This window comes from Marinobacter gelidimuriae (assembly GCF_000372805.1).
In the GTDB taxonomy this organism is placed as follows: domain Bacteria; phylum Pseudomonadota; class Gammaproteobacteria; order Pseudomonadales; family Oleiphilaceae; genus Marinobacter; species Marinobacter gelidimuriae.
The window spans coordinates 1-21,457 of sequence record NZ_KB889906.1 but is presented as its reverse complement, the minus strand read 5'-3'; the positions used below and the strand labels follow the sequence as shown (position 1 = coordinate 21,457).

Sequence of the window (21,457 nt, the reverse complement as noted above, 5' to 3'; positions counted from 1 at the left end):
CTGAGTCTTCCAGAGCGCCGAACTGAGGAAGCATTCGGCGGTGGGTCTTAACGACCTGTCACGAACGTAGCGGGTTGGTTACCGCTTTCCCTGGTCAACCTGGCTTGCAGGGTGCTCTCTACAAGCCCCGTCCTTCAGGGCGGGGTAGTTGACTGTTAGGGTCTAGAATAACGGTAGATAACGGTTTGCGTCGCCTAACTCAGGGGCAGCCAAATTAGCGATATGTTATTTCCGCGCATGAAAATTGGGTTAGTCAAGGTAATGTGACCTGGCTCAGGGCTACTATTTTAGCAGACCGGTACCGGCTAAAGAGTTGATTGATTTTCAGTACACTGCAAACCGCTCTTAAAATCTGAGCCGATGAGACCCACCAGCGGTTTGCAGGCCAGCTGTCAGTCGCTGATCAGGCCGTGCCCGATCAGACTTTGAAATCGGCCGTGGCTGGAGGTGTTGACCTGAATGCGGCTGCGGCAGGCGTAGGGTGTGCTTATGCCGGAAAACGCATGTTCCAGCGGTATGTGCAGCACATCGGCTGCAATCATGCGCACAATTCCACCGTGGCACACAACCAGCACTCGCTGGCCCGCATGCTGTTCCTGCCAGTGATACCAACGCGCAACTACCCGGGTCTGAAAGTCGCTGACCGGTTCGCCCGAGGGAGGGGTGTTGGCAACCGGATTGGCCCAGAACTGGCTCAGGCGCTCGCCATCGGTGGCCATCACTTCGTCAGCCGTGCGACCTTCCCAATCGCCGAAGTTGATTTCCCGCAGGTCGTCATCAAGGTGCAGGGGGATTTGATAGCGTTCTGCCAGTTCCCGCGCGAAATGAACGCAGCGCAGCATGGGTGAACTTACAATGGCGTCCCAACGATCCGCGCTGGTAATGGCGTTGTGCATTTGCTGCCACCCGACGGGGCTAAGAGGGTCATCCTTACTGCCTCGGTACATGGGCCCGCCTTCCGGTTCGCCATGGCGGATCACATCAAAAATCGTGGTGGTGTCAATCATTGCGGCTGTTCGCTCCAGATTGAGGTGCATCGTTCTGGCTGTTATCTACGCCCGCGGTGTCAAAACTGGCCATATTATTGTGTAGAGCGCAGGCTGCGCGGATCAACGGAACCGTCACCGCTGCACCGCTGCCCTCGCCCAGCCGCATGCCCATGTCCAATAACGGTGTGGCTTTTAGTGCGTCCAGAATAGCCTGGTGGCCGGGCTCGGCAGAGCGATGGGAAAACAACAGCCAGGCGCGAATATCCGGCTGTTCACTCACCGCGATCAGCGCGGCTACCGACACAATAAAACCGTCTATCAGTACCGGTATGCGCCGGGCAGCACAGCCTGCAATGGCGCCGGCCAGAGCGGCAATTTCGAAGCCGCCAAAGGCCTTGAGTACCGCCATGGGGCTTTGGTCATCGTTGTGGCGTTGCAGCGCCCGAATAATCACTTCGGCTTTGTGGCGCACCCCGGCGCTGTCGAGGCCTGTACCCGGGCCAGCCAGGCGCATCGGGTTTTTGTTCAACAGTGCGCAGGCGATGGCGGCCGCAGACGTGGTGTTGCCAATGCCCATTTCGCCGCCAATAAACAGATGGCAACCAGTACGGGCCGCGCGCTGGGCGGCTTCATCACCAAAGTGTATGGCCTTGGTGACCTGCTGGCTGGTCATTGCGTCTATTTCTACAAAGTTACGGGTACTGGGTGCAATGCGGGCGTTGATCACGCCCGGCAGATCCGGCGTGTCGACAACGGTACCCAGGTTGATCACTTCCAGCGTCGCACCTAAAAGTTTTGCCAGCACACTGATGGCGGCGCCGCCGTTGGCAAAATTGGCAATCATCTGAGCGGTGACGGCTTGCGGGTAGGCAGAAATGGCTTCCGCGCAGACACCGTGGTCGCCGGCAAATATGCTGATATGAATCTTGTCAGCTATTGGCAGCTCGGAGCTTTGCATGCTGGCCAGCTGTGTCGCAATGGCCTCAAGCCGGCCCAATGATCCTGCAGGCTTTGTCAGCGTGTTCTGGCGCTGTATGGCAAGTTCCAGAAAATGGGCGGAAGGAAGCGCGGGGGGGTTGGTCCAACTGACGGGAAATAACATGATAAATACCTGTAAACTGCAAACGCGTAGCGCCACGGCAATGGCCAACAATGTAATAGCCGATGTCGGGGCGATAGTTAGGACGATAGACGCTGGATGATACTCTGAGTAGTCCAGATCCGGTAGAGTTCAAGGCCCGCCAGCTTGCCGGCTACCACCTACTTTTCCACCCTGAGGACTGAAACCAACATGCACACCCTTGTTATTGGTGGCATTCGCTCCGGTAAAACCGCATTGGCGGAACGCCTTGCCCGCAACATGGACGGTGAGGTGGTGTACCTCGCCACCGCAACGGCCGGCGACGACGAAATGCGCAGGCGCATTGACCGCCATCAGCGGCAGCGTCCTGTTAACTGGGGCTTAAGTGAAGAGCCCTTGGCTCTGGCCTCAGTGCTTGCACTTTATGCCAGCGCAGGCGAAAAAGCCCCGTGCATTCTGGTGGACTGCATGAGCCTGTGGGTGAGTAATCTGCTGCACGCCGGCGAGACCGTTTTCGCGTGGGAGCGGGAAGAGTTTTTAACGCAGTTAACCCAGTACCCGGGTAAGCTGATTATTGTCAGCAACGAAGTGGGGCTGGGTATTATTGGCATGGACCCCCTTACCCGACGCTTTGGCGACGAACTAGGCTGGTTGAATCAAGCCTTGGCTGAACACTGCGACACGGTGATGATGAGCATCGCCGGTTTGCCGATGACCTTAAAGTCGTAATGGCTCCTGTTTTCACTCCCTTTCTTGCGCCTTTTTTGGTTTGCCTGCTTGGTCTGACCCTTGACCGATTATTGGGTGAACCCCGCCGACTGCACCCACTGGCGGGCTTTGGCACTCTGGCCAGTGTTTTGGAGCATCTGCTTAATAACGCGCCACAAAATGCCTGGCGTAGCCTTATTCTGGGTACTTTAGCCCTGTGTGCGCTTGTGCTGCCTCTGCTGTTTTTGGCGATCTGGTTGTCTGCTGTGCTCACGGGCTTTTGGTTGCTGCTGGCCCAGGCTACTGCATTGTACTTTGCGCTTTCCCTCCGGGGCCTGGCAGAGCATGGCCTGGCCGTGGCCCAGCCGCTGCAAAGAGGCGAGCTGAATGTGGCAAGGGAGCAGGTTAGCCGCATTGTCAGCCGCCAGGCCAGCGCGCTGGATGAGCAGGGCGTGGCGGCCGCGGCCACCGAATCCATGCTGGAAAATGGCGCCGATGCGGTGTTTGCCAGCTTGTTCTGGTTTTTGGTGGGCGGTATTCCTGGCGTTATTGTGCATCGTGCTGTGAATACGTTGGACGCCATGTGGGGTTATCGCAACCTGCGATTTTTGTATTTTGGCCGCGCGGCTGCCCGGCTGGACGACCTAATGGGCTGGGTGCCTGCGCGGCTTACGGCGCTAACCTACACGTTGTTAGGCAATCGTAAGCTGGCCTGGTACTGCTGGCGCCAGCAGGCGCCACAATGGGACAGCCCCAACGCCGGTCCAGTGATGGCGGCTGGCGCGGGTGCGCTGAATGTGCAACTAGGTGGCCCGTCGCCCTATGCGCAAGGCGTAAAGCAACGCCCGTATCTGGGCGGTACCAATTCGGCCAGTGCCGACAGTATCCGGGCGGCTATTGCACTGGTACGCCACGGCACCTGGCTTTGGCTGGCTGTTATATTTGCCATAACCGGCCTTGTTGCCATGGTGGCTGGACCATGGTGTTAAAGCACGGCGGGCGGCTGAATGATGCGGTTAAGCGCTGGGGCATTCGCCGTGAACAGTGGCTGGATTTGTCGACCGGCATAAACCCGTTGGGGTGGCCGGTGCCGGAGTTGCCGGCGGAAGTGTGGCAGCGCTTGCCAGAAGAAGACGACGGCCTGGAAGAGATTATCCGCAACTGGTCTGGCGCCTCCCTGGTTGCTGGTTGCGTGCCCGTTGCCGGTAGTCAGGTCGCCATTATGGCGTTGCCCGGCCTGCGCAAACGCTGTCGCGTTGGCATACCGGTACCTGGCTATCGCGAGCACGGGCACCATTGGCGATCTGCCGGTCACGATATTGTTCCAGTAGGCCCCAGACAGATCCACGGCGGCGCCTCGGGTTGCGATGATCGCTGGCTGGATCAGCTTGACGTGCTGGTATGGATCAACCCTAACAATCCCACGGGGGAAATTATTCCTCCTTCTACGCTGTTGCGCTGGCATAAGCGGTTGCAAAAACGCGGTGGCTGGCTGGTGGTGGACGAAGCGTTTATGGACCCAACGCCAGCCTTTAGCCTGGCCTGCCAGAGCGGCCGCCCGGGCCTGATTGTTCTGCGCTCACTGGGGAAGTTCTTTGGTTTGGCCGGGATACGCGCCGGCTTCGTGCTTGCCGATAAGAATCTTGCGGGCGCGCTGACGGAAAAGCTGGGGCCATGGACGGTGAATGGTCCCGCGCGCCACGTAATGGCGCAGGCACTGCTGGATATAAACTGGCAGCAAAATGCCTGTGCCCGCTTGCAGGGCGGCGCCCAACGGCTAAGAGAAATAGTGCATTCAGCCGGACTGAGCCCGATGGGTGGTAGCACGTTGTTCCATACCGTTCGCACTGATGCCCCGACCTTATTGGCGGACCGTCTTGCTGCGCAAGGCGTGCTGGTAAGAGTATTCGAACAACCCGGCATGGTGCGCTTCGGCCTGGCGCCAAACGAGAGCCAATGGCGCCGTCTGGAAACGGCACTCGCGGGCGCCTTCTGTGATTAATCATTGACCAGGCATTAACGCATTGTTAGCCTTGCCTTCGTTTTCAGGTGTTGTTCTGGCGTTATCATCATCGCCACAACAGTGAAACGGGAAGCCGGTTAAAGTCCGGCACTGCCCCCGCAACGGTAAGTGAGTGAACGGCTAAGAAAGGTGCCACTGTGCAAACGCATGGGAAGGCTTGCGCCGTTCAGCAATACAGCTCACAAGTCCGGAGACCGGCCTGTCAACACACCGAACGCTGCGGAGGGCAGTTGCGGTGGGTAAACACCGATCCTGTTTCACGGCTTTTCCCCACCTTTTTTAAGGCGCCCGCTTCGTTTGCGGCCGACTTTCGCTTCCCCTTGCAGCACCAAAAAACCAGCCATGCGGGTGCGCGTGGTGTGTCTTTGAGTGCATTTTATGAAAGTTTTCCGGTTTGTTGCCAGCAGTCTGCTGGTGCCATTTTCGCTTACGCCTCTTTCTATCGCGGTTGCCCAGGAATCCACTGGCGCGACCATGGATCCGATTGTTGTTACTGCTACGCTTGGGCCGAAAACTGTTGGTGAGAGTCTGGCTTCTGTAACGGTTATTGATGAAGAAGAAATTCGCTCAAAAGCGCCTGCTGATTTTGCTGACCTTCTGCGCGGCCAGCCGGGTATTAACGTAACGGGGAATGGTTCTTTTGGAAAATCAACAAGCGTCAATATTCGCGGCGTCAAAGATGCAGGTTCTGTTTTTTTGGTTGACGGAATAAAACTGCATTCTGCGACCAGCGGTGAGGCATCTTGGGAGTATTTCCCAACAGAACTCATTCAACGAGTGGAAATTGTTCGCGGTCCACGGAGCTCACTCTACGGAGCCGATGCTATGGGCGGAGTTGTGCAGGCCTTCACACTCGATCCAAAACAGGGTCAGCGCGGCTGGGTTGAGGCCGGCGCCGGTAACTTTGATACCCAGAAAGTGAGTGCTGGCGCTTTCGCCTCGGTTGGCAATACCAGTTTCAGTTTGAGTGGCCTTCATAAAGAAAGTGATGGCACAGCGATTCTTGAAGATGGCGATGATAAGGGTTTCCGTAACACTGCTGGGCTTGGTCGAGTTGTACACACGTTGAGTAATGGGGGGGAGGCCAGTGCTTTATTATTGCAGTCTGAAGGAAACTCAGAGTTTGAAGGCGGCAATACAGATTACACAATCCGCACTATTGGGCTAGGTTTGGTTACGCCGCTGAATGATTACTGGCAAACAGGTATTCAATTTGCTGAGTCACGAGACGAACAAAAAACGTTCCGTAGCAGTGGTGAAGATTTTTATAACACACGACTTCGGCAAGCTAGGTGGGAAAATACCTTTTCTTATAAGGTTCATGAGTTCGTTGTTGGTGCCGAGTTGCAGCAAGATGAAGTTGAAAGTACAAAAGACTTTGCTGAAAGCAGCAGAACCAATATGGCAGTATTCAGTCAATTGCGCCTGAATTTTGGTCCGATGGATGCTCAGCTCAGTCTTCGTAGCGATGACAATGAAGCTTATGGAACCAAAGAAACCGGCGGTTTGGCGCTGGGCTATAAGCTCGATCGCTCGCACCGCGTGCGTGTCAGCTACGGCACGGCATTTAGAGCTCCGACGTTTAATAACTTATATTGGCCGGCTGGACCAAAACTGTCTGATTATCGCGGGAATCCTGATCTTAATCCGGAAGAGTCAGAAAGTTACGAACTGGGTGCCAGCGGCAACTATCAGAGATGGTTTTGGGACATCGCCGTTTATCAAATGGACATCGAGGACCTGATTAGTTCTGGAAAAGTGAATGGTGCGTCTTCCAGCATCAACATTAATGAGGCCCGGATTCGCGGTGCCGAGTTTGGCGCGGGCTATGAGTATGATGGCTGGCGCGCTGGCATTGCCATGACGTATATGGATCCTGAAGACCTTGAGACCCAAAAGCAGATTGCGCGCCTTACCCGGCAGACCGCCCGTTTCGACCTTGATAAAGCCTATGGCAACTTCGGATTGGGTGGTTCTGTTGTAGTTGAAGGCCATCGTTATGATGACGGCGCCAATACCGAACGACTTGCGGGTTTTGGAACCTTGGATCTGCGTGCAAATTGGGAGTTTGCGCAGAACTGGACCACCCGCCTGACCTTGGTCAACGCGCTGGATCGTGAATATTCAACTGCAGAGCGTTTTGACGGTGTGAAGTACATCTCCGCAGGCCGCACAGCCATGCTGTCAGTTCGCTACGACATTCAATAAGTTATAAATACGGGAGTAAAAGCGTGGTTTCTCGCGGGCTGAATTTCAGGTTTGCTTTAGGGCTTCTGATAGCAATCTTGGCGCATCCGATATCAGCCAGTGAGATGCAACGTTGCGCTGTGGATGACACCGGCAAGAAGCTGTGTATATCAGCCCCGGCGCAGCGCGTCATTACCCTATCGCCTGGCGCGACCGAACTCGTGTTTGCAGCCGGCGCCGGCGACAAAGTAATGGCCGTGGTCAACTACAGCGACTATCCCCCGGCCGCCCTCGAACTTCCGCTGATCGGCAGCCACACCCGTGTCGACATGGAAGCTTTGCTGGCCCTCAATCCTGATCTGGTGGTGACCTGGGTAACGGGCAACCCGCCAGCACAGGTTGAGTTGCTTCAAGAGTTGGGCGTATCCACTTTTGCTATAGAACCCCGCACCTTTGCGGGGGTTTCCAGTGTTATCGAACGGCTTGCCACGCTGGCGGGCACCGAGCCGGAAGGTTTTGCCGAGGCCGAACGCTTCCGTGTTGGCATTGCCGCTTTAACACAGCAGTATGCTGGCGTTGAACCCATACCGGTGTTTTACCAAGTGTGGGAAAAACCGTTAATGACGGTTAACAACGAGCACCTGATTGGTAAAGTGCTCAAGCTGTGTGGCGGCGTGAATGTGTTTGGCGATATGCAACGGCTGATACCCAGAATCAGCGCAGAAGTTGTATTGCAGGCAGACCCCGATGCCATTCTTACCGGCAGCGTTGACGGCGTCAGCGACGACCAGCTGGATGAATGGAAGAAGTATGCGGGGCTGGCCGCGGTGGAAAAAAACAATCTGTTTTTCGTGCCGGCTTCGCCCATTTCCCGGCCTACGCCGAGATTGCTTGATGCTATTCAAACGGTGTGTGGAAAGTTGGAAAGCGCTCGTGAGAATTTGTAGGCCCGGAGTTAACGTTCAGGTTCTGAGTCGATGACTCGCTCTCTGCTCGGTCTTGGTATGTTAGCTCTGGCATCCATGGCTTTTGCGCTGGCGCTGGGAAGCGTGACGGTTTCGCCTGCGGATTTGTGGCAGGTTATTCAGGGCGAAGGCAGCACGTTGCACCGAACCCTGTTGCTGGATTTGCGATTGCCGCGCACGCTTGCGGCGTTTGGTACGGGTGGGCTGTTGGCCGTGGCGGGCGCCCTGATGCAAGTGCTGCTGCGCAACCCGTTGGCAGATCCTTACGTGCTTGGGCTTTCAGGCGGCGCAGCAGTTGGCGCATTACTGGCCATGCTGATGGGAATGGGCACGTTGATCATATCGGGCTCGGCCTTTGCCGGTGCCATGCTGGCAACCGTGCTGGTGTTTGGTCTGGCCCACGGTACCGGCAGCTGGACACCGTCCCGCCTGTTGCTGACTGGCGTGGTGGTAGCGGCCGGCTGGGGTGCGGTGATTACCCTGATGTTGGCCATTACCCCTTCCTACAAACTGCCCGGTATGCTGTATTGGCTGATGGGTGATGTGTCCTACGCCCGCTCGCCCTGGCCGGCGGTGGTGGTGCTGGCGGTGTCGGTGGTGGTGATTATGCCCCTGGCCCGTAACCTGAATGTGCTGGCACGGGGCCCCATGCAGGCGGCGGCGCTGGGCGTGTCGGTGCGACCGCTGGAATGGACAATTTACGTTCTGGCCAGTTTGTTGACAGCAACAGCGGTCACCACCGCAGGCAGTATCGGATTTGTGGGTTTGATTGTGCCCCACATGTTGCGACTGATTCTGGGCAACGACCAGCGTATTATCCTTCCTGCCAGCGCATTGGCTGGCGGTACCTTGCTGGTATTGGCAGACACCCTGGCGCGCACGATGATTGCGCCCGAACAGCTGCCCGTTGGTGTGATTACTGCTTTGCTGGGCGTGCCCACGTTCCTGTACCTGCTGCACCGGAGCCGCTGATGAGCACGCTGAGCACTCTGAACACTCGCGATCTGATCATCAACGTACCTGGCCGGCCTGACGGCTTCGCTTTGAACATGAGCATAGAGCCCGGTCAGATATGGGGCGTACTTGGCCCCAACGGCGCCGGTAAAACCACGTTGTTGCACACACTGGCCGGATTACTGCCCGCCCGCCGTGGCCAGGTGCAGTTAAACAGCAGGCCGCTCACCGCACTGAAGCGTCGCGATATTGCGCGGCAACTGGGCCTGGTGTTTCAGGAGCGCCAGGACAGCTTTCCGGCGACCGTATTAGAAACCGCTCTGATTGGCCGCCACCCCTGGTTATCGCCCTGGGACAGTGAGCAGGGTGAAGATCAGCGCCGTGCGGAGCAGGCTTTGACCACGCTGGACGTAAACCATCTGTCAGATCGCCTGCTGAACACCCTGTCGGGTGGTGAGCGCCAGCGCGTCGCTATTGCCACCCTGATGACCCAGAACCCCGATATTCTGCTGTTGGACGAACCCACAAACCACCTGGATTTGCACCACCAGGTGAAGGTGATGAATCTGCTGCGCGATCAGGCGGGTGCTGGCAAAACCGTGTTCATGTGCCTGCACGATCTGAATCTGGCGGCACGCTGGTGCACTCACATACTTTTGCTCTATACCAACGGCGATGCCTGCTGGGGGCCCGCTAAAAATATGTTGGAGCCGGCAGCGCTTGAACGGCTCTACAACCAGAAATTAATCACCGTAGAAGCTGATGGTGCGCCCGTATTTGTACCCGTAAGTTTTTAATCAACACTCTGAATCTGGCTGATCAATGACCATAACCGTACCGGCAGTAATGATTACCGCACCTGCCTCCGGGCAGGGTAAATCCCTGGTGACAGCCGCCCTGGCGCGCCTGCATCGCAATGCCGGTCGCAAGGTGCGGGTGTTCAAGCACGGCCCGGATTATCTGGACCCTATGGTGCTGGAAGTGGCGTCAGGCCAACCGGTGTATCAGCTCCACCCGTGGATGACCGGCGAACATGAATGCCGCTGGCGGCTGGCGCAAGCCGCGCAGGATGCCGATCTTATTTTAATTGAAGGCGCCATGGGTCTGTTCGACGGCACCCCGTCCAGCGCCGATCTTGCCAAACTGCTGGGCATTCCGGCCCTGCCGGTGATTGACGCCAGCGGCATGGCGCAAACCTTCGGTGCTCTGGTGCTGGGCCTTGCAAGCTTTGATCCCGAGCTGTCTGTGTATCAGGTTATCGCCAACAAAGTCGGCAGCCCGCGCCATGGCGACATGTTGAAAGAACGCTTGCCGGATGGCATCAGCCTGCTGGGGGCCATTCCTCGCGACGACGCCATGAGTATTCCGGACCGGCACCTGGGCCTGGTGCAGGCGGCAGAGTTGAAGGGTCTGGATCAACAGCTTGATCAGGCGGCCGAAGTGCTCAAAGCCTCAGGCCTGGGTGTACTGCCAAAAGCGGTGACCATCGCAGCGGCAGAGCCAACAAAACCAGAGGCTTTGCTGGCGGGTGTGCGCATTGCCATTGCCCGTGATCTGGCTTTCAGCTTTATCTATCGCGCAAACACAGAATTGCTGGAAGCAATGGGAGCAGAACTGCATTACTTCTCACCCCTGGCCGATGCGCAGTTACCACCGGCAGACGCCCTCTGGCTTCCCGGTGGTTATCCCGAGCTGCATGGAAACGCGCTGGCCAACAACACCGCGATGATGGATTCCATTCGTGCTTTTTATCACGCAGGTAAGCCGATACTGGCCGAATGTGGTGGCTTTATGGCGTGTGCGGAAGAGCTGGCAGACAAAGAAGGGATTGTGCATTCCCTGCTTGGTTTGATACCGGGCCGCGCGGCTATAAAAGAGCGCCTACAGGGTTTGGGCATGCACAGCCTGACGGCGAAGGAAGGCGAACTGCGGGGCCACACCTATCACCGTTCTACCCTTGAAACCTCTTGGAAACCTGCTGCCCAGACCTACAAACAAGCGGGTACCGGCAGTGAAGCTGTATTCTGCGAGAAGGGTCTGGTTGGAAGCTACTTCCACGGTTATTTCCCATCGGCACCCACATTAGTAGCCGCTATTTTCCGCGGCCAGAAACTGACATTTCCCGGCATTTCCTAACGATACGGAGAACACTCATGCGTGAACGCGCTAAAGACCCCGAACGCCACGCCCGCCGTATGGCGGCCAAGCAGAAAATAATGCACGAACGCATTGCCCGCGCCCAGAAAGAGCAAGGCGTCTTACTGGTGCTGACAGGCCCGGGTAAAGGCAAAAGCAGTTCCGGCTTTGGCATGGTTGCCAGGGCTCTGGGCCACGGCATGAAAGTGGGTGTGGTGCAGTTTATCAAAGGCGCCTTCAGCACCGGCGAAGAAGCCTTTTTCCGCAATCTGCCTAACGTGGATTACCACGTGATGGGGCAGGGCTACACCTGGGAAACCCAAAACCGGGAACAGGATGTGGCCTCTGCCACAGCCGCCTGGGAGATTGTCGCCGCCATGCTGAAAGACGACAGCTACGACATGATTTTGCTGGATGAACTGAACATTGCGCTGAAGTACGAATATATCGATCTGGATCGGGTGCTGGACGATCTGCAAGGCCGGCCCGAGATGCAACACGTGGTGGTCACCGGTCGCCATGCGCCGCAGGAACTGATTGACCTGGCAGACACCGTTACCGAGATGGGCGTGGTGAAGCACGCGTTCAAAGATCAGGGCATCAAAGCCCAAAAAGGCGTTGAGCTTTAACTATGCCTACACTGATGATTCAGGGCACCACCTCTGACGCCGGCAAAACCACCGTGGTTGCGGCCCTGTGCCGCTGGCTGGCGCGCCAGGGTGTGTCGGTGGCGCCGTTCAAGCCGCAGAATATGGCCTTGAACAGCGCGGTGACCACAGACGGCGGCGAAATTGGCCGATCGACAGCACTGCAGGCGCTGGCGTGCGGCCTTGAACCCCACAGTGATATGAACCCGGTATTGCTGAAGCCACAAAGCGACTGTGGCGCCCAGGTGATTCTGCGCGGCCAGGTGCACGGCAATATGGACGCGCTGGATTATCACGCTTACAAAGCCGAGGCCATGGTGGCGGTCATGGACGCCTGGCGTGCGCTCAGTGAACGCTATGACGTGATCATCGCTGAAGGCGCTGGCAGCCCTGCTGAAATCAACCTGCGCGCCAATGACATCGCCAATATGGGCTTTGCCGAAGCGGCAGATTGCCCGGTGCTGTTGGTGGGCGATATCGACCGCGGCGGGGTGTTTGCCCAGCTGGTCGGCACTCTGGAGTTGGTTTCCGCCAGCGAACAGAACCGCACAAAAGGCTTTATCATCAATCGCTTTCGCGGCGATATCGCTCTGCTGGAACCAGGCCTGGACTGGCTGACCGAACGCACTGGGAAACCGGTCATTGGCGTACTGCCCTATCTTCACGGCTTGATTGTGGACTCCGAAGACAGCATTGGCACCAGCGGCGTAAGCGAAGCCGGCGCGCTGAATGTGATTGTGCCGGTGCTGCCGCGCATCAGTAACCACAACGATTTTGACCCGCTGCGCCTGCACCCTGGTGTAAACCTGCAATTTATTGGCCCGGACCAAGCCATTCCAGCGGCCGACCTGATTATTCTGCCAGGCAGCAAAAGCACCCGCACCGATATGGCCTTTCTTCACGCTCAGGGCTGGACGCAGGCCATCCAAAAACACCTGCGTTACGGCGGCAAGGTGTTTGGCATTTGCGGTGGCTTTCAAATGCTGGGTGAGCGCGTGGATGATCCGGCTGGGCTGGAAGGCAACAGCGGCACAACCGAAGGCCTGGGCTTGCTGGATATGACGACCACCATGGTGGCAGGCAAGCAGCTTAAAAACGTCCGCGGAATACTGAATCTGTCAGCGCAGAATTCCGGCCAGCCAGATGTAAATTTCAGCGGTTACGAAATGCACAACGGTGTGAGCGAAGGCGCGGCTCTGGCGCGCCCGTTGGGCCGCATGAACGGCCAAAACGAAGGAGCTATTAGTGCCGACGGTCAAATAGCGGGCACCTATGTACACGGAATTTTTGATGAGCCGGGGGCTTGTGACGCTTTGCTGCAATGGGCCGGGCTGGACCACTCAGGCGCAGCGGTAGACTATCAGCAACATCGCCTGGCCCAGCTTGACCGGCTGGCGGATCAGGTGGAGCAACATCTTGATACGCACTGGTTGCGCGACTTGCTGGGGCTGAAGGCAGCGGCGACCACGCCTGGGCCGACGAGGCAGCCATGAGTGATCCCAATCGTCCTTTCACTGACGAAGAACGCGCGGGCCTGTATCGCGCTATTTTCGAGCGCCGCGACGTACGCTCCCAGTTTTTGCCAGACCCCATCCCCCGGCCCGTATTGGCTCGGCTGTTGAAAGCCGCGCACCATGCACCGTCGGTGGGGTTTATGCAGCCCTGGGATTTTATCCTGATCGACAGCCTGGACGTGCGCCAGCAGGTGTTGGCCAGCTACCACGAAGAAAACGCCAAAGCGGCAAACAACTACAGCGGTGAGCGGCAGGAAACTTATCGCAGCCTGAAACTGCAGGGCATTATCGAAAGCCCCATGAACCTCTGCATTACCTGTGATCGGAGCCGTGGCGGCACCCATGTGCTGGGGCGCAGTTCCATTGTCGAGATGGATCTGTTCAGCACCTGCCTGGCGGTTCAGAACTTATGGCTGGCGGCGCGGGCAGAAGGCATAGGCGTAGGCTGGGTGAGCATTGTGGATCAAACCACACTGGCAGGCATTCTGAACCTGCCGGATAACGTGTATCCGCTGGCTTATTTGTGCCTTGGCTACGTCAGCGAGTTTCTGGACCAGCCCGAGCTTCAGGCAAAAGGCTGGCGTTCGCGCCTGCCCCTGACCGAGCTGATGCACGGCAATCGCTGGGGGCAGCCGATGGACGATGAAACGCTCTTGAATGCGTTGAAATCTTAAAGCCCGGTTGAGCTTAACGCTCACCGTTGCCGCTCACCGTTGCCGCATTGTTGCAAAGCGCCGTGCGCGCCGGCAGCCAAAGGCTGACACAGAGCCCGGTCTGGCCGTCGGGTCGCGTGTTCAGGGTCAGTTGGCCGCCGTGGAGTTCCGCAATTCGCCGCGCAATGGCCAATCCCAACCCTGCGCCGCCACCAATCCTTTGGTCAAGCCGCACGAAACGGCTAAGCGCCCGCTCCCGGTCCGCAGTTGCAATGCCCGGGCCCTGATCGCAAACAGTAACGTGATAGCCGTTTGCGGAGGGCGCCAGGCGGGTTTCCACCACCGTGTGCTGCGGGCTGTATTGAATCGCGTTGGCCAGCAGGGATCGCATCAGGGTGTTGATCAGGGCGTTGTGGCAACACACCAGGGCTTCGCCGGCATCGTCCTGTAATACCGGTTCGATGTTCTTTTTCAGTGCCAGCGGTGCCACATCGGCAATACTCTGCTCGAGTATCTCAGACAGATTATGGTATTGCGGTGAAAAATCGGCGCCCGAGTCGACCCGGTTCAGCAACAGCATTTGCTCTACCAGGTGTGTCATGCGGTCAACGGACTGGATCAGGGTGTTGAACTGCTGCGGATTGCTGTCACAGGCTTTTTCAAGGTTCAGTCGCAAGGCTGCCAGCGGTGTTCGCAGTTCATGGGCGGCATCGGCTGAAAAGCGCCGCTCCCGTTCCAGTGCCTGATTCAGTCGCTTGAGCATACTGTTCACGGCCTGCACCAGGCCTGCTACTTCCTTTGGTGCCTGCTGGTCATCAAGGGGATGGATACGTTCCGGTGCCATATTGCGTATGGGCCGCTCCAGCCTTAGCAAGGGGCGAATACCGATTTGAATGGCAGTGCTTGCAGCCAGCAGCAGTAACGGCAGCGCGAGGAGTAAGGGCAGAACGTTACCCAAGGCCAGTTCCTGACTCAGCTCCTCACGAATTTCCTCGCGCTGGGCGGTGCGGATCCAAAAGCCCGTGGCCGCGTCTTTAAGTGTGAACACCCGCCAACGATAGCCCTGGGATTCGGCCCATGAATAGCCCGGAGCCAAGCCCCCGGTGTCATCGGCGTTGAGCGTATTCAACAGGGGTACGCGGTCGGGCGTCCAGACTTCAAAGGCCAGTTTCTTCTCGTATTTGTGCCCTGCACCGCCGGGCAGAATTTCGTCACCATCTGCTTCCGGGTCGATGTCTTCAGCAAGAGACAGTGTCAGCGTTTCGCGCAGGGTTTGCGGTAACTGCTCCAGTGACTGGGTGTCTGCCAGGTGGCGAACCAGCCCCTGCACAATGCGCGCGCTTTGCGCCAGTTCGGCATCAAACAGCTCTTCCAGCTCGTGATTGCTTTCAACGTAACTCCAGGCGGCGGCGATCAGGGCAATCAACAGCACCGTCGAGGTAACCAGCAGAGTGAGGGTGCGAGTCAGAGACATTCCGGCACTCCGGAGGCCGCTTGGCTGTCCAGCAAATACCCGACGCCGCGGATCGTTCTGATGGTGGCCTTGCCTACTCGACGCCGCAGATGGTGAATGTGCACTTCCAGGGCATTACTCTCTGCGCCCGGTTCCCAGCCATAGAGCTGCTCTTCCAAGCGCCTGCGGGTGGCAACCTGATCAGGGTGACGCATCATGTACTGAAGAATTTGAAACTCGCTGCGCGGCAGGGTTGCGGTGTCTGTGCCGCAGGTTAGCTGGGCTGAAGCCGGGTCCAGTGTTAGCTGGCCCACAATCAGTTCGTCCCGGTTTGTGGCTGATCTGCGGCGGGTAACGGCCCGAATCCGGGCCTTGAGCTCGGCCATGGCAAAGGGTTTGGTCAGGTAATCGTCTGCGCCTGCATCCAGGCCCTGCAGTTTTTCCTCAAGTTCAGCCCTGGCGGTCAGAATGATAATGGGCAGTTGATTGCCCTGTTGCCGGGTATGTCGAACGATATCGAGGCCGTCTACCCTGGGCAGGGTCAAATCCAGTATGGCCAAGTCAAAATGCTCATCCACCAGCGCATTCAGCGCCTGCTGGCCATCATTCAGCCAGTCTACGGTGTGCTGGTCTGCCCTCAGCATGCCCAGCATGGTGCTGCCCAAAAGGTGGTCGTCTTCTACCAATAATATGCGCATCAAGCGGAACCCGTGTTGGGAGAAATCGTCAAAACCTTAAGGCCGGTTTAAGAATTCTGGCGCCAGAGCTTAAGGCTGGGTTAAGGCTTGCTGGCTAATCTGATGGCTCACGATGTCGGGCGCCCTGCCCAAGAGCTGTTGGAGAGCGCATATGAGTGACCCGCTTACAATGTCCATACACTGCCCACCGGATTCGCCGGAGCTGGTTCCGGCCCTTCGTTGTGCCGGGCGCTGGTTGAGCGAGATTACACCCGATACCGCACTGGCGGCTACGGTTGCAGAATTTATTCGGCGCCGGTTTTTGCAGGCCTATGGGGCCGAACCTTCGTTGCGGATACCGCTATTGCTGGCGTTGACCTCGGCCCAGGGCACGCTTCTGGCCGCGGTGGGCGTTCGTAGTGCCGCCCGGGAACGCCTGTTTCTTGAAGACTACCTGTCTGTTCCGGTCGAATCGGTAATGCCGTCGGCGGGTATTGCGCGCAGCAAAATTGCAGAGATTGCCCACTTGGCCGGTGTAGAATCCGGTGTCAGCAGGCACTTGTTTGCCTCATTGACGGTGTGGCTGCAGGGCGCGGGTTATGACTGGGTGGTGTGTACCGGCACCGATCAGCTGCGTAACAGTTTTCACCGAATGGGTATTGCCACCCGCGTGCTGGCCAATGCGAACCCGGCGAGTTTGCCCGATGGTGGCGCTGGTTGGGGGCGCTATTACGATCATCAACCCGTCGTGATGGCGATCAAAGTGGCCGATAGCCTCGGCGCTTTGCAGCAGGTGGGGCTGCTACGGCGGATTCAGCCGGCGTCATCCGATATCGGTTCAAACGGTTCTGACAGCTTGCAGCAGGGGGATGCTTATGGCCGCCTTGCCTGAATTGCTCAAACGTCAGGCACTGGCGCACCCGTCACGTATTGCCTTACGTGGGCCGGAAGCGGAGTTCAGCTATAAGCAGATGATGCAGGCGGCAGAAGCGGTGGCCGAACAGCTGAGCGTACGGGGTATAAAGCGTGCCGGTGTGTGCGGCGACAACACTATTGCCTGGGTACTGGCCGACCTTGCCTGCCTGTTGGCTGGCGTGGTTTGTGTGCCGGTACCTGTGTTCTTTTCTGAATCCCAGACCGCCCACCTGATCGAACGGGCGGGCCTGGACGGCTTGCTGTGCAGCGAAGAGGCAAGTGGTAGCGAGCCATTGGGCCAGGGCGTCTGGCTGCGCCCGCTGCCGGTTGTTGCAGCGGTGCCGCAGATGGCTCAGATACCTCAGATACCTCAGATACCTCAGATACCTCAGATACCGAAAGCCACGGCGAAAATTACCTTCACATCCGGCAGTACCGGCACCCCCAAAGGTGTGTGTCTGTCGGTGGCGCAGATGACCGCAACGACTTTGGCCCTGAAAGAACGGCTGTCGGGCGTCGAATTACAAACGCATTTGTGCATTCTGCCCCTGGCGACCCTTCTGGAGAATATTGCCGGCGTTTACCTGCCGTTGCTTATGGGGGCTACGGTCATGGTGGCGCCGTTGGCGCAGTTGGGCATGACAGGCAGCAGCGGCTTGAACCTGGGCAAGCTGGTTGCGGGAATCAACCAACACCAACCCCAATCGCTGATTTCGGTGCCGGAGCTGGCGATGGCACTGGTCAATGCCGCCGAGCAGGGGCAGCTGAACAGCCGCTCATTGCGCTTTATGGCCGTTGGCGGTGGCCGGGTATCTGCCGAGCTGCTGGCCCGTGGCCGCGCTGCTGGCCTGCCACTGTACGAAGGTTATGGCTTGTCGGAGTGCAGCTCTGTGGTGGCGTTGAACGTGCCGGCTGCCGAGTGTGAGGGCAGCGTGGGTAAACCCCTGTCTCATATCGATATCAAGGTGAATTCTGACGGCCACATTCTGGTTCGCGGCAACACCCATTTGGGGTACCTGGGTGACGAGCCGGGGCAGGACGAGTGGCTGGATACCGGCGACTTGGGCGTGCTCAACCCAAGCGGCTTTCTGTCGGTTAATGGCCGTTCGAAGAATCTGCTGATCACCAGCTTTGGCCGCAACATCAGCCCGGAGTGGCTGGAAAGTGAACTTGTTCAGGGCCTGGGCATTGGCCAGGCGGTGGTGTTCGGCGACGGTGAGCCGCAGCCAATGGCACTGATAACAGTGACAGACGGGCGCTCGCCAGACGACCTTGCCGGTGCATTGCGGCAACTCAATCAACGCCTGCCGGATTACGCCTGCCTGGCCACGGTGTATATCCGCCGCCAGCCCCTGAGCCAGTCCGAAGGTTACATCACTGCAAATGGCCGCCCGGTGCGGTTAACCATTCAGGCCCATCTGCCGACCCTGTTGGCAAAAGCCTTTCCTTTATTTATGTCGACATCGTTAGCCAACCAAACAGGAGAATTCCACATGGCATTTTTTGACAGATTGCAGCAGGAAACAGCACAAGCACGGGCCCATGTTAGCGGCGCGCCGGTTGTGAAAGCGATTGGCGAAGGCTGTTTCAGCCTGGAGTCCTATACCTGGTTTCTGACCCAGGCCTTTCACCACGTTAAGCACACGGTGCCGTTAATGATGGCTTGTGGCGCAAAACTGCCCTCGCGGATGGAGTTCGTTCGCAAGGCGCTGGTTGAATACATTGACGAGGAGTACGGCCACGACGAGTGGATACTGAATGATCTGGACGCCTGCAACGCCGACAAGGAAGCGATTCGCACGGGCAAGCCAGATTTGTCTATAGAGCTTATGGTGGCGTACCTGTACGACCAGATTAACCGGGGCAATCCGGCGGCGTTCTTTGGCATGGTTCAAGTGCTTGAAGGCACCTCAGTAGAGCTGGCCACGCCGCTGGCCGAGCAGATTCAGAAACTCCTTGGGCTTCCGAATCAGGCGTTCAGTTATCTGTACTCCCACGGCGCTCTCGATCAGGACCACTTCGAGTTTTTCCGCAACCTGATGGACGGCATTACCGACCCGACCGATCAGCAGGCCATTATCGATTCTGCACGCGTGGTATACCGGCTCTACGGCGATATGTTGCACAGCATTCCGCTGCCGGTCACGCGCAAGGAGAAGCAGCATGAAGCTGCATGATCGGGTTTTTCTCCTGTTGGGAGGAACCGGGGGTATTGGCAAGGCGCTGGTGGAGGCGCTGGTTCGGGCAGGCAGCCGTGTCATCGTAGCCTCCCGCCACCCGGAACGTATCGGCCATCTGGAGGGTGTGTCGCCGGTGTGTCTGGACCTGGCGGCCGTCGATCTGGACCAACAGTTGGCGCGCCTGACGGAGGCCTACCCGGAGATCGACGGCGTGATCCATTGCGCCGGCCAGAATCGCTTTGCCGGACTGGCGAGGATGTCGGTTGACGAGCTCGATGCCCAGCTTAACGTGAACCTGCGCTCGGCCATGCTGGTGGCCAGGCATTTTGCCCCCAGGTTCGAGAAGGCGGGCAGCGGCGCGCTGGTGTTTGTGGGGTCGACCTTTGGCAGCATAGGCTTCCCCGGCTATACTGCCTATTGCGCCACCAAGTTTGGCCTGCGGGGGTTTACCGAAGCCCTGCGCCGGGAGTTGGCGGATACCGCTGTGCAGGTGGTGTACGTGGCGCCCAGGGCCACCGCCACCGACATGAATGCGGAAGCCGTGAACGAGTTGAATCGTGCGCTTGGCAACCGCGTTGACACGCCCCAGGCGGTGGCAACGGCCATTCTGAAAGCTATGGAAAACGGCGATCGCCGCCGGTTTCTCGGCTGGCCCGAGAAATTGTTTGTGGTGATTAACGGGATACTGCCGCGCATTGTCGATAAAGCGATGCTTAAACAACTGCCGGTGATTCGGCGTTTTCTTAATGCAATATAAGAGCGTTGCTCCGGTTCTGCGTAAGAAAGTTGCTTTGGCTTAGCCGGATTGAAACAGCTGATCCAGAGCACGCGTGCAAGCGTGAAGAGCACACGAATCCGCCTTCCGGTACACTGAATGTGTCTGACCATACACTGGGGCACAGTATGCGTTTCTCAGAAATTCACGAACGGGCCATCGCTCGTCAAGGCGGAGTCGCCGGGTTGAACGCCCGGTTACCAACACTGCCGCCCGCCAATTCGATGGAACAGCGCAGTGACGATCGCTATTTGGCAGAAATGACCTGCTGTGTGTTCAAAGCGGGTTTTGTCTGGCGGGTGATCGATAACAAATGGCCGGGTTTTGAAACCGCCTTTCACGGCTTTGTGCCGGCCTACTGGCAGCAGGTGCCGCCGGACGTGCTGGAAACCCTGGCCTGCGACGAACGCATCGTGCGCAACCTGCAAAAAATCCGCACGGTGCCGGAAAACGCCCGCATGATTATGGACACGATCCACGAGCACGGCAGTTTTGGTGCGTTTCTACGTCAGTGGCCATCGTCGGACCAAGCCGGATTGCTGCTGTGGTTAAAGCGCCACGGTTCGCGCCTCGGTGGCAACAGCGCCCAGTATTTTCTGCGCAGGGTGGGCTGGGACGGGTTTATTATGTCCAACGATGTCATTCAGGTGCTGCGCCAGGCCAAGCTTCTGGGTGCATCAACGAGCAGTAAAAAAGGCCTGTACCAGGTGCAGGAGGCATTCAATGCCTGGCACGACGAAACCGGTTTGCCTTACAGTCAACTGTCGCGAATAGCTTCCTACTCAATCGATGGTTAAGGCAATGTGTCCCAGCTGTAACGGTTAGTTTTCAGCCAACAGATCTATAGTTTGGTGAACACTCAGGAGGACTGTGTCATGAATCGTTTAGGTAAAATCAAAGGTCACTATTCAGCTCAAAAAACCTGTGAAAGTTCTTGACAGGGTTTTTGCTTGAATCTCTTCACCTTATCGGCATACGCACCGATGCTACCAGGCAGGCCATAAGCGACGACAGGAGAGCGATTGAAGGGCTGTAATGATCGATGACGATCACGGGGCAGCCCCGGTTTTTAATCGCCGTATAAGAGCGCTCAGAGCCAAAAATGTCGCCCTGAAAACCCGTGCGATAATGGCTGTCTTACAAAGCCATTCCGGTGCGGGTAGACATTGAAAATAGACAATATCGACGTTGATTCGGCCATCGCCTCCGTCAAGAACCTTCTTGAGAAAGAGCGTGACCTGTCGCCTTCACTCAAGGCCGCTCTGGAAGTGCTGCTCGTTTTGGTGGCGTTACTGCTCAACCGCACGATGCTCAATAGCAAAAATAGCAGTAAGCCGCCTTCAACGGATCCGAACCGTGACACATCTTCCAGAAAGGGTTCCCGCAATAGAAAGCCTGGCGGACAGAAAGGGCGTATTGGAACCACTTTGAAGCAGGTCGACGATCCCGATGCAGTGGAAGCGCTGAAAGTCGATCGACGCTCTCTGCCAAAAGGACGGCGGTATCAAGAGGACGGTTATGAAACACGGCAGGTCATCGATATTGATATCGCGCGATTCGTGACTGAATACCGAGCACAGGTTATTAAAGACGATCAGGG

General features: G+C 57.6%; 20 protein-coding genes and 1 riboswitch. Of the genes, 16 read left to right on the top strand and 4 right to left on the bottom strand.

Annotated elements, in window-relative coordinates:
- Positions 1 to 392: 392 nt before the first annotated feature.
- Both A3OI_RS0113350 and cobT read right to left on the bottom strand, forming a co-directional pair.
- Positions 393 to 1,007: a histidine phosphatase family protein gene (locus A3OI_RS0113350; protein ID WP_018404766.1), complete on the bottom strand. Its 615-nt coding sequence runs from the start codon at positions 1,005 to 1,007 to the stop codon at positions 393 to 395.
- Positions 1,000 to 2,091, bottom strand: a complete 1,092-nt coding sequence (cobT, locus tag A3OI_RS0113345) for a nicotinate-nucleotide--dimethylbenzimidazole phosphoribosyltransferase (protein ID WP_018404765.1) — start codon at positions 2,089 to 2,091, stop codon at positions 1,000 to 1,002. The genes A3OI_RS0113350 and cobT overlap by 8 nt, the downstream gene beginning before the upstream one ends.
- Before the next feature lie 189 nt (positions 2,092 to 2,280).
- Between cobT and cobU the strand changes: the two genes are divergently transcribed.
- The 11 genes from cobU (at position 2,281) to bluB (ending at position 13,878) form a co-directional block, all read left to right on the top strand.
- The gene (gene cobU, locus A3OI_RS0113340) at positions 2,281 to 2,799 is read left to right on the top strand and encodes a bifunctional adenosylcobinamide kinase/adenosylcobinamide-phosphate guanylyltransferase (RefSeq protein ID WP_026224202.1); all 519 of its coding nucleotides are present in this window, start codon (positions 2,281 to 2,283) and stop codon (positions 2,797 to 2,799) included.
- Positions 2,799 to 3,767, top strand: a complete 969-nt coding sequence (gene cbiB / locus A3OI_RS0113335; RefSeq protein WP_018404763.1) for an adenosylcobinamide-phosphate synthase CbiB — start codon at positions 2,799 to 2,801, stop codon at positions 3,765 to 3,767. The genes cobU and cbiB overlap by 1 nt, the downstream gene beginning before the upstream one ends.
- Positions 3,761 to 4,780, top strand: a complete 1,020-nt coding sequence (gene cobD, locus A3OI_RS0113330; protein WP_026224201.1) for a threonine-phosphate decarboxylase CobD — start codon at positions 3,761 to 3,763, stop codon at positions 4,778 to 4,780. Before cbiB ends, cobD begins: the two co-directional genes overlap by 7 nt.
- A gap of 28 nt (positions 4,781 to 4,808) precedes the next feature.
- Positions 4,809 to 5,018: riboswitch (cobalamin riboswitch) on the top strand.
- Positions 5,019 to 5,179: 161 nt separating this feature from the next.
- On the top strand, positions 5,180 to 7,009 hold the full coding sequence (locus tag A3OI_RS0113325; RefSeq protein ID WP_026224200.1) for a TonB-dependent receptor domain-containing protein: 1,830 nt from the start codon (positions 5,180 to 5,182) through the stop codon (positions 7,007 to 7,009).
- 104 nt (positions 7,010 to 7,113) lie between these two features.
- Positions 7,114 to 7,935, top strand: coding sequence for a cobalamin-binding protein (locus A3OI_RS0113320; RefSeq protein ID WP_228702981.1), 822 nt, complete (start codon positions 7,114 to 7,116; stop codon positions 7,933 to 7,935).
- A gap of 30 nt (positions 7,936 to 7,965) precedes the next feature.
- Positions 7,966 to 8,925, top strand: a complete 960-nt coding sequence (locus A3OI_RS0113315; RefSeq protein WP_018404758.1) for a FecCD family ABC transporter permease — start codon at positions 7,966 to 7,968, stop codon at positions 8,923 to 8,925.
- Positions 8,925 to 9,704: an ABC transporter ATP-binding protein gene (locus tag A3OI_RS0113310; RefSeq protein ID WP_018404757.1), complete on the top strand. Its 780-nt coding sequence runs from the start codon at positions 8,925 to 8,927 to the stop codon at positions 9,702 to 9,704. The genes A3OI_RS0113315 and A3OI_RS0113310 overlap by 1 nt, the downstream gene beginning before the upstream one ends.
- A gap of 25 nt (positions 9,705 to 9,729) precedes the next feature.
- Positions 9,730 to 11,043, top strand: a complete 1,314-nt coding sequence (locus tag A3OI_RS0113305) for a cobyrinate a,c-diamide synthase (protein WP_018404756.1) — start codon at positions 9,730 to 9,732, stop codon at positions 11,041 to 11,043.
- Between the two features lie 17 nt (positions 11,044 to 11,060).
- Positions 11,061 to 11,672, top strand: a complete 612-nt coding sequence (gene cobO / locus A3OI_RS0113300) for a cob(I)yrinic acid a,c-diamide adenosyltransferase (RefSeq protein ID WP_018404755.1) — start codon at positions 11,061 to 11,063, stop codon at positions 11,670 to 11,672.
- Between the two features lie 2 nt (positions 11,673 to 11,674).
- Positions 11,675 to 13,183 (top strand): cobyric acid synthase, encoded by a 1,509-nt coding sequence (locus A3OI_RS0113295; RefSeq protein WP_018404754.1) that lies wholly within the window; start codon positions 11,675 to 11,677, stop codon positions 13,181 to 13,183.
- Positions 13,180 to 13,878 carry a 5,6-dimethylbenzimidazole synthase gene (bluB, locus tag A3OI_RS0113290; protein ID WP_018404753.1) on the top strand — a complete coding sequence of 233 codons (699 nt, stop codon included), beginning with the start codon at positions 13,180 to 13,182 and terminating at the stop codon, positions 13,876 to 13,878. Before A3OI_RS0113295 ends, bluB begins: the two co-directional genes overlap by 4 nt.
- A 13-nt stretch (positions 13,879 to 13,891) precedes the next feature.
- On the opposite strand, the gene A3OI_RS0113285 is transcribed toward bluB, so the two are convergent.
- Both A3OI_RS0113285 and A3OI_RS0113280 read right to left on the bottom strand, forming a co-directional pair.
- Positions 13,892 to 15,331, bottom strand: coding sequence for an ATP-binding protein (locus A3OI_RS0113285; RefSeq protein WP_018404752.1), 1,440 nt, complete (start codon positions 15,329 to 15,331; stop codon positions 13,892 to 13,894).
- Positions 15,322 to 16,008 carry a response regulator transcription factor gene (locus A3OI_RS0113280; RefSeq protein WP_018404751.1) on the bottom strand — a complete coding sequence of 229 codons (687 nt, stop codon included), beginning with the start codon at positions 16,006 to 16,008 and terminating at the stop codon, positions 15,322 to 15,324. The genes A3OI_RS0113285 and A3OI_RS0113280 overlap by 10 nt, the downstream gene beginning before the upstream one ends.
- Before the next feature lie 151 nt (positions 16,009 to 16,159).
- On the opposite strand from A3OI_RS0113280, the gene A3OI_RS0113275 reads away from it, so the two are divergent.
- The 5 genes from A3OI_RS0113275 to A3OI_RS20235 all read left to right on the top strand — a co-directional run.
- Positions 16,160 to 16,879, top strand: coding sequence for a thermostable hemolysin (locus tag A3OI_RS0113275; RefSeq protein WP_228702980.1), 720 nt, complete (start codon positions 16,160 to 16,162; stop codon positions 16,877 to 16,879).
- Complete coding sequence (locus A3OI_RS0113270) at positions 16,863 to 19,079, top strand: AMP-binding protein (protein WP_018404749.1); 2,217 nt, start codon at positions 16,863 to 16,865, stop codon at positions 19,077 to 19,079. Before A3OI_RS0113275 ends, A3OI_RS0113270 begins: the two co-directional genes overlap by 17 nt.
- A complete protein-coding gene (locus A3OI_RS0113265) occupies positions 19,066 to 19,839 on the top strand; it encodes an SDR family oxidoreductase (RefSeq protein ID WP_018404748.1) in 774 nt (257 codons plus the stop codon). Before A3OI_RS0113270 ends, A3OI_RS0113265 begins: the two co-directional genes overlap by 14 nt.
- Positions 19,840 to 19,985: 146 nt before the next feature.
- Positions 19,986 to 20,654: a DNA-3-methyladenine glycosylase I gene (locus A3OI_RS0113260; RefSeq protein ID WP_018404747.1), complete on the top strand. Its 669-nt coding sequence runs from the start codon at positions 19,986 to 19,988 to the stop codon at positions 20,652 to 20,654.
- 369 nt (positions 20,655 to 21,023) lie between these two features.
- Positions 21,024 to 21,457, top strand: a 434-nt coding sequence (locus tag A3OI_RS20235; RefSeq protein WP_040475083.1) for a DUF6444 domain-containing protein, incomplete at its 3' end; no start/stop codon positions are given.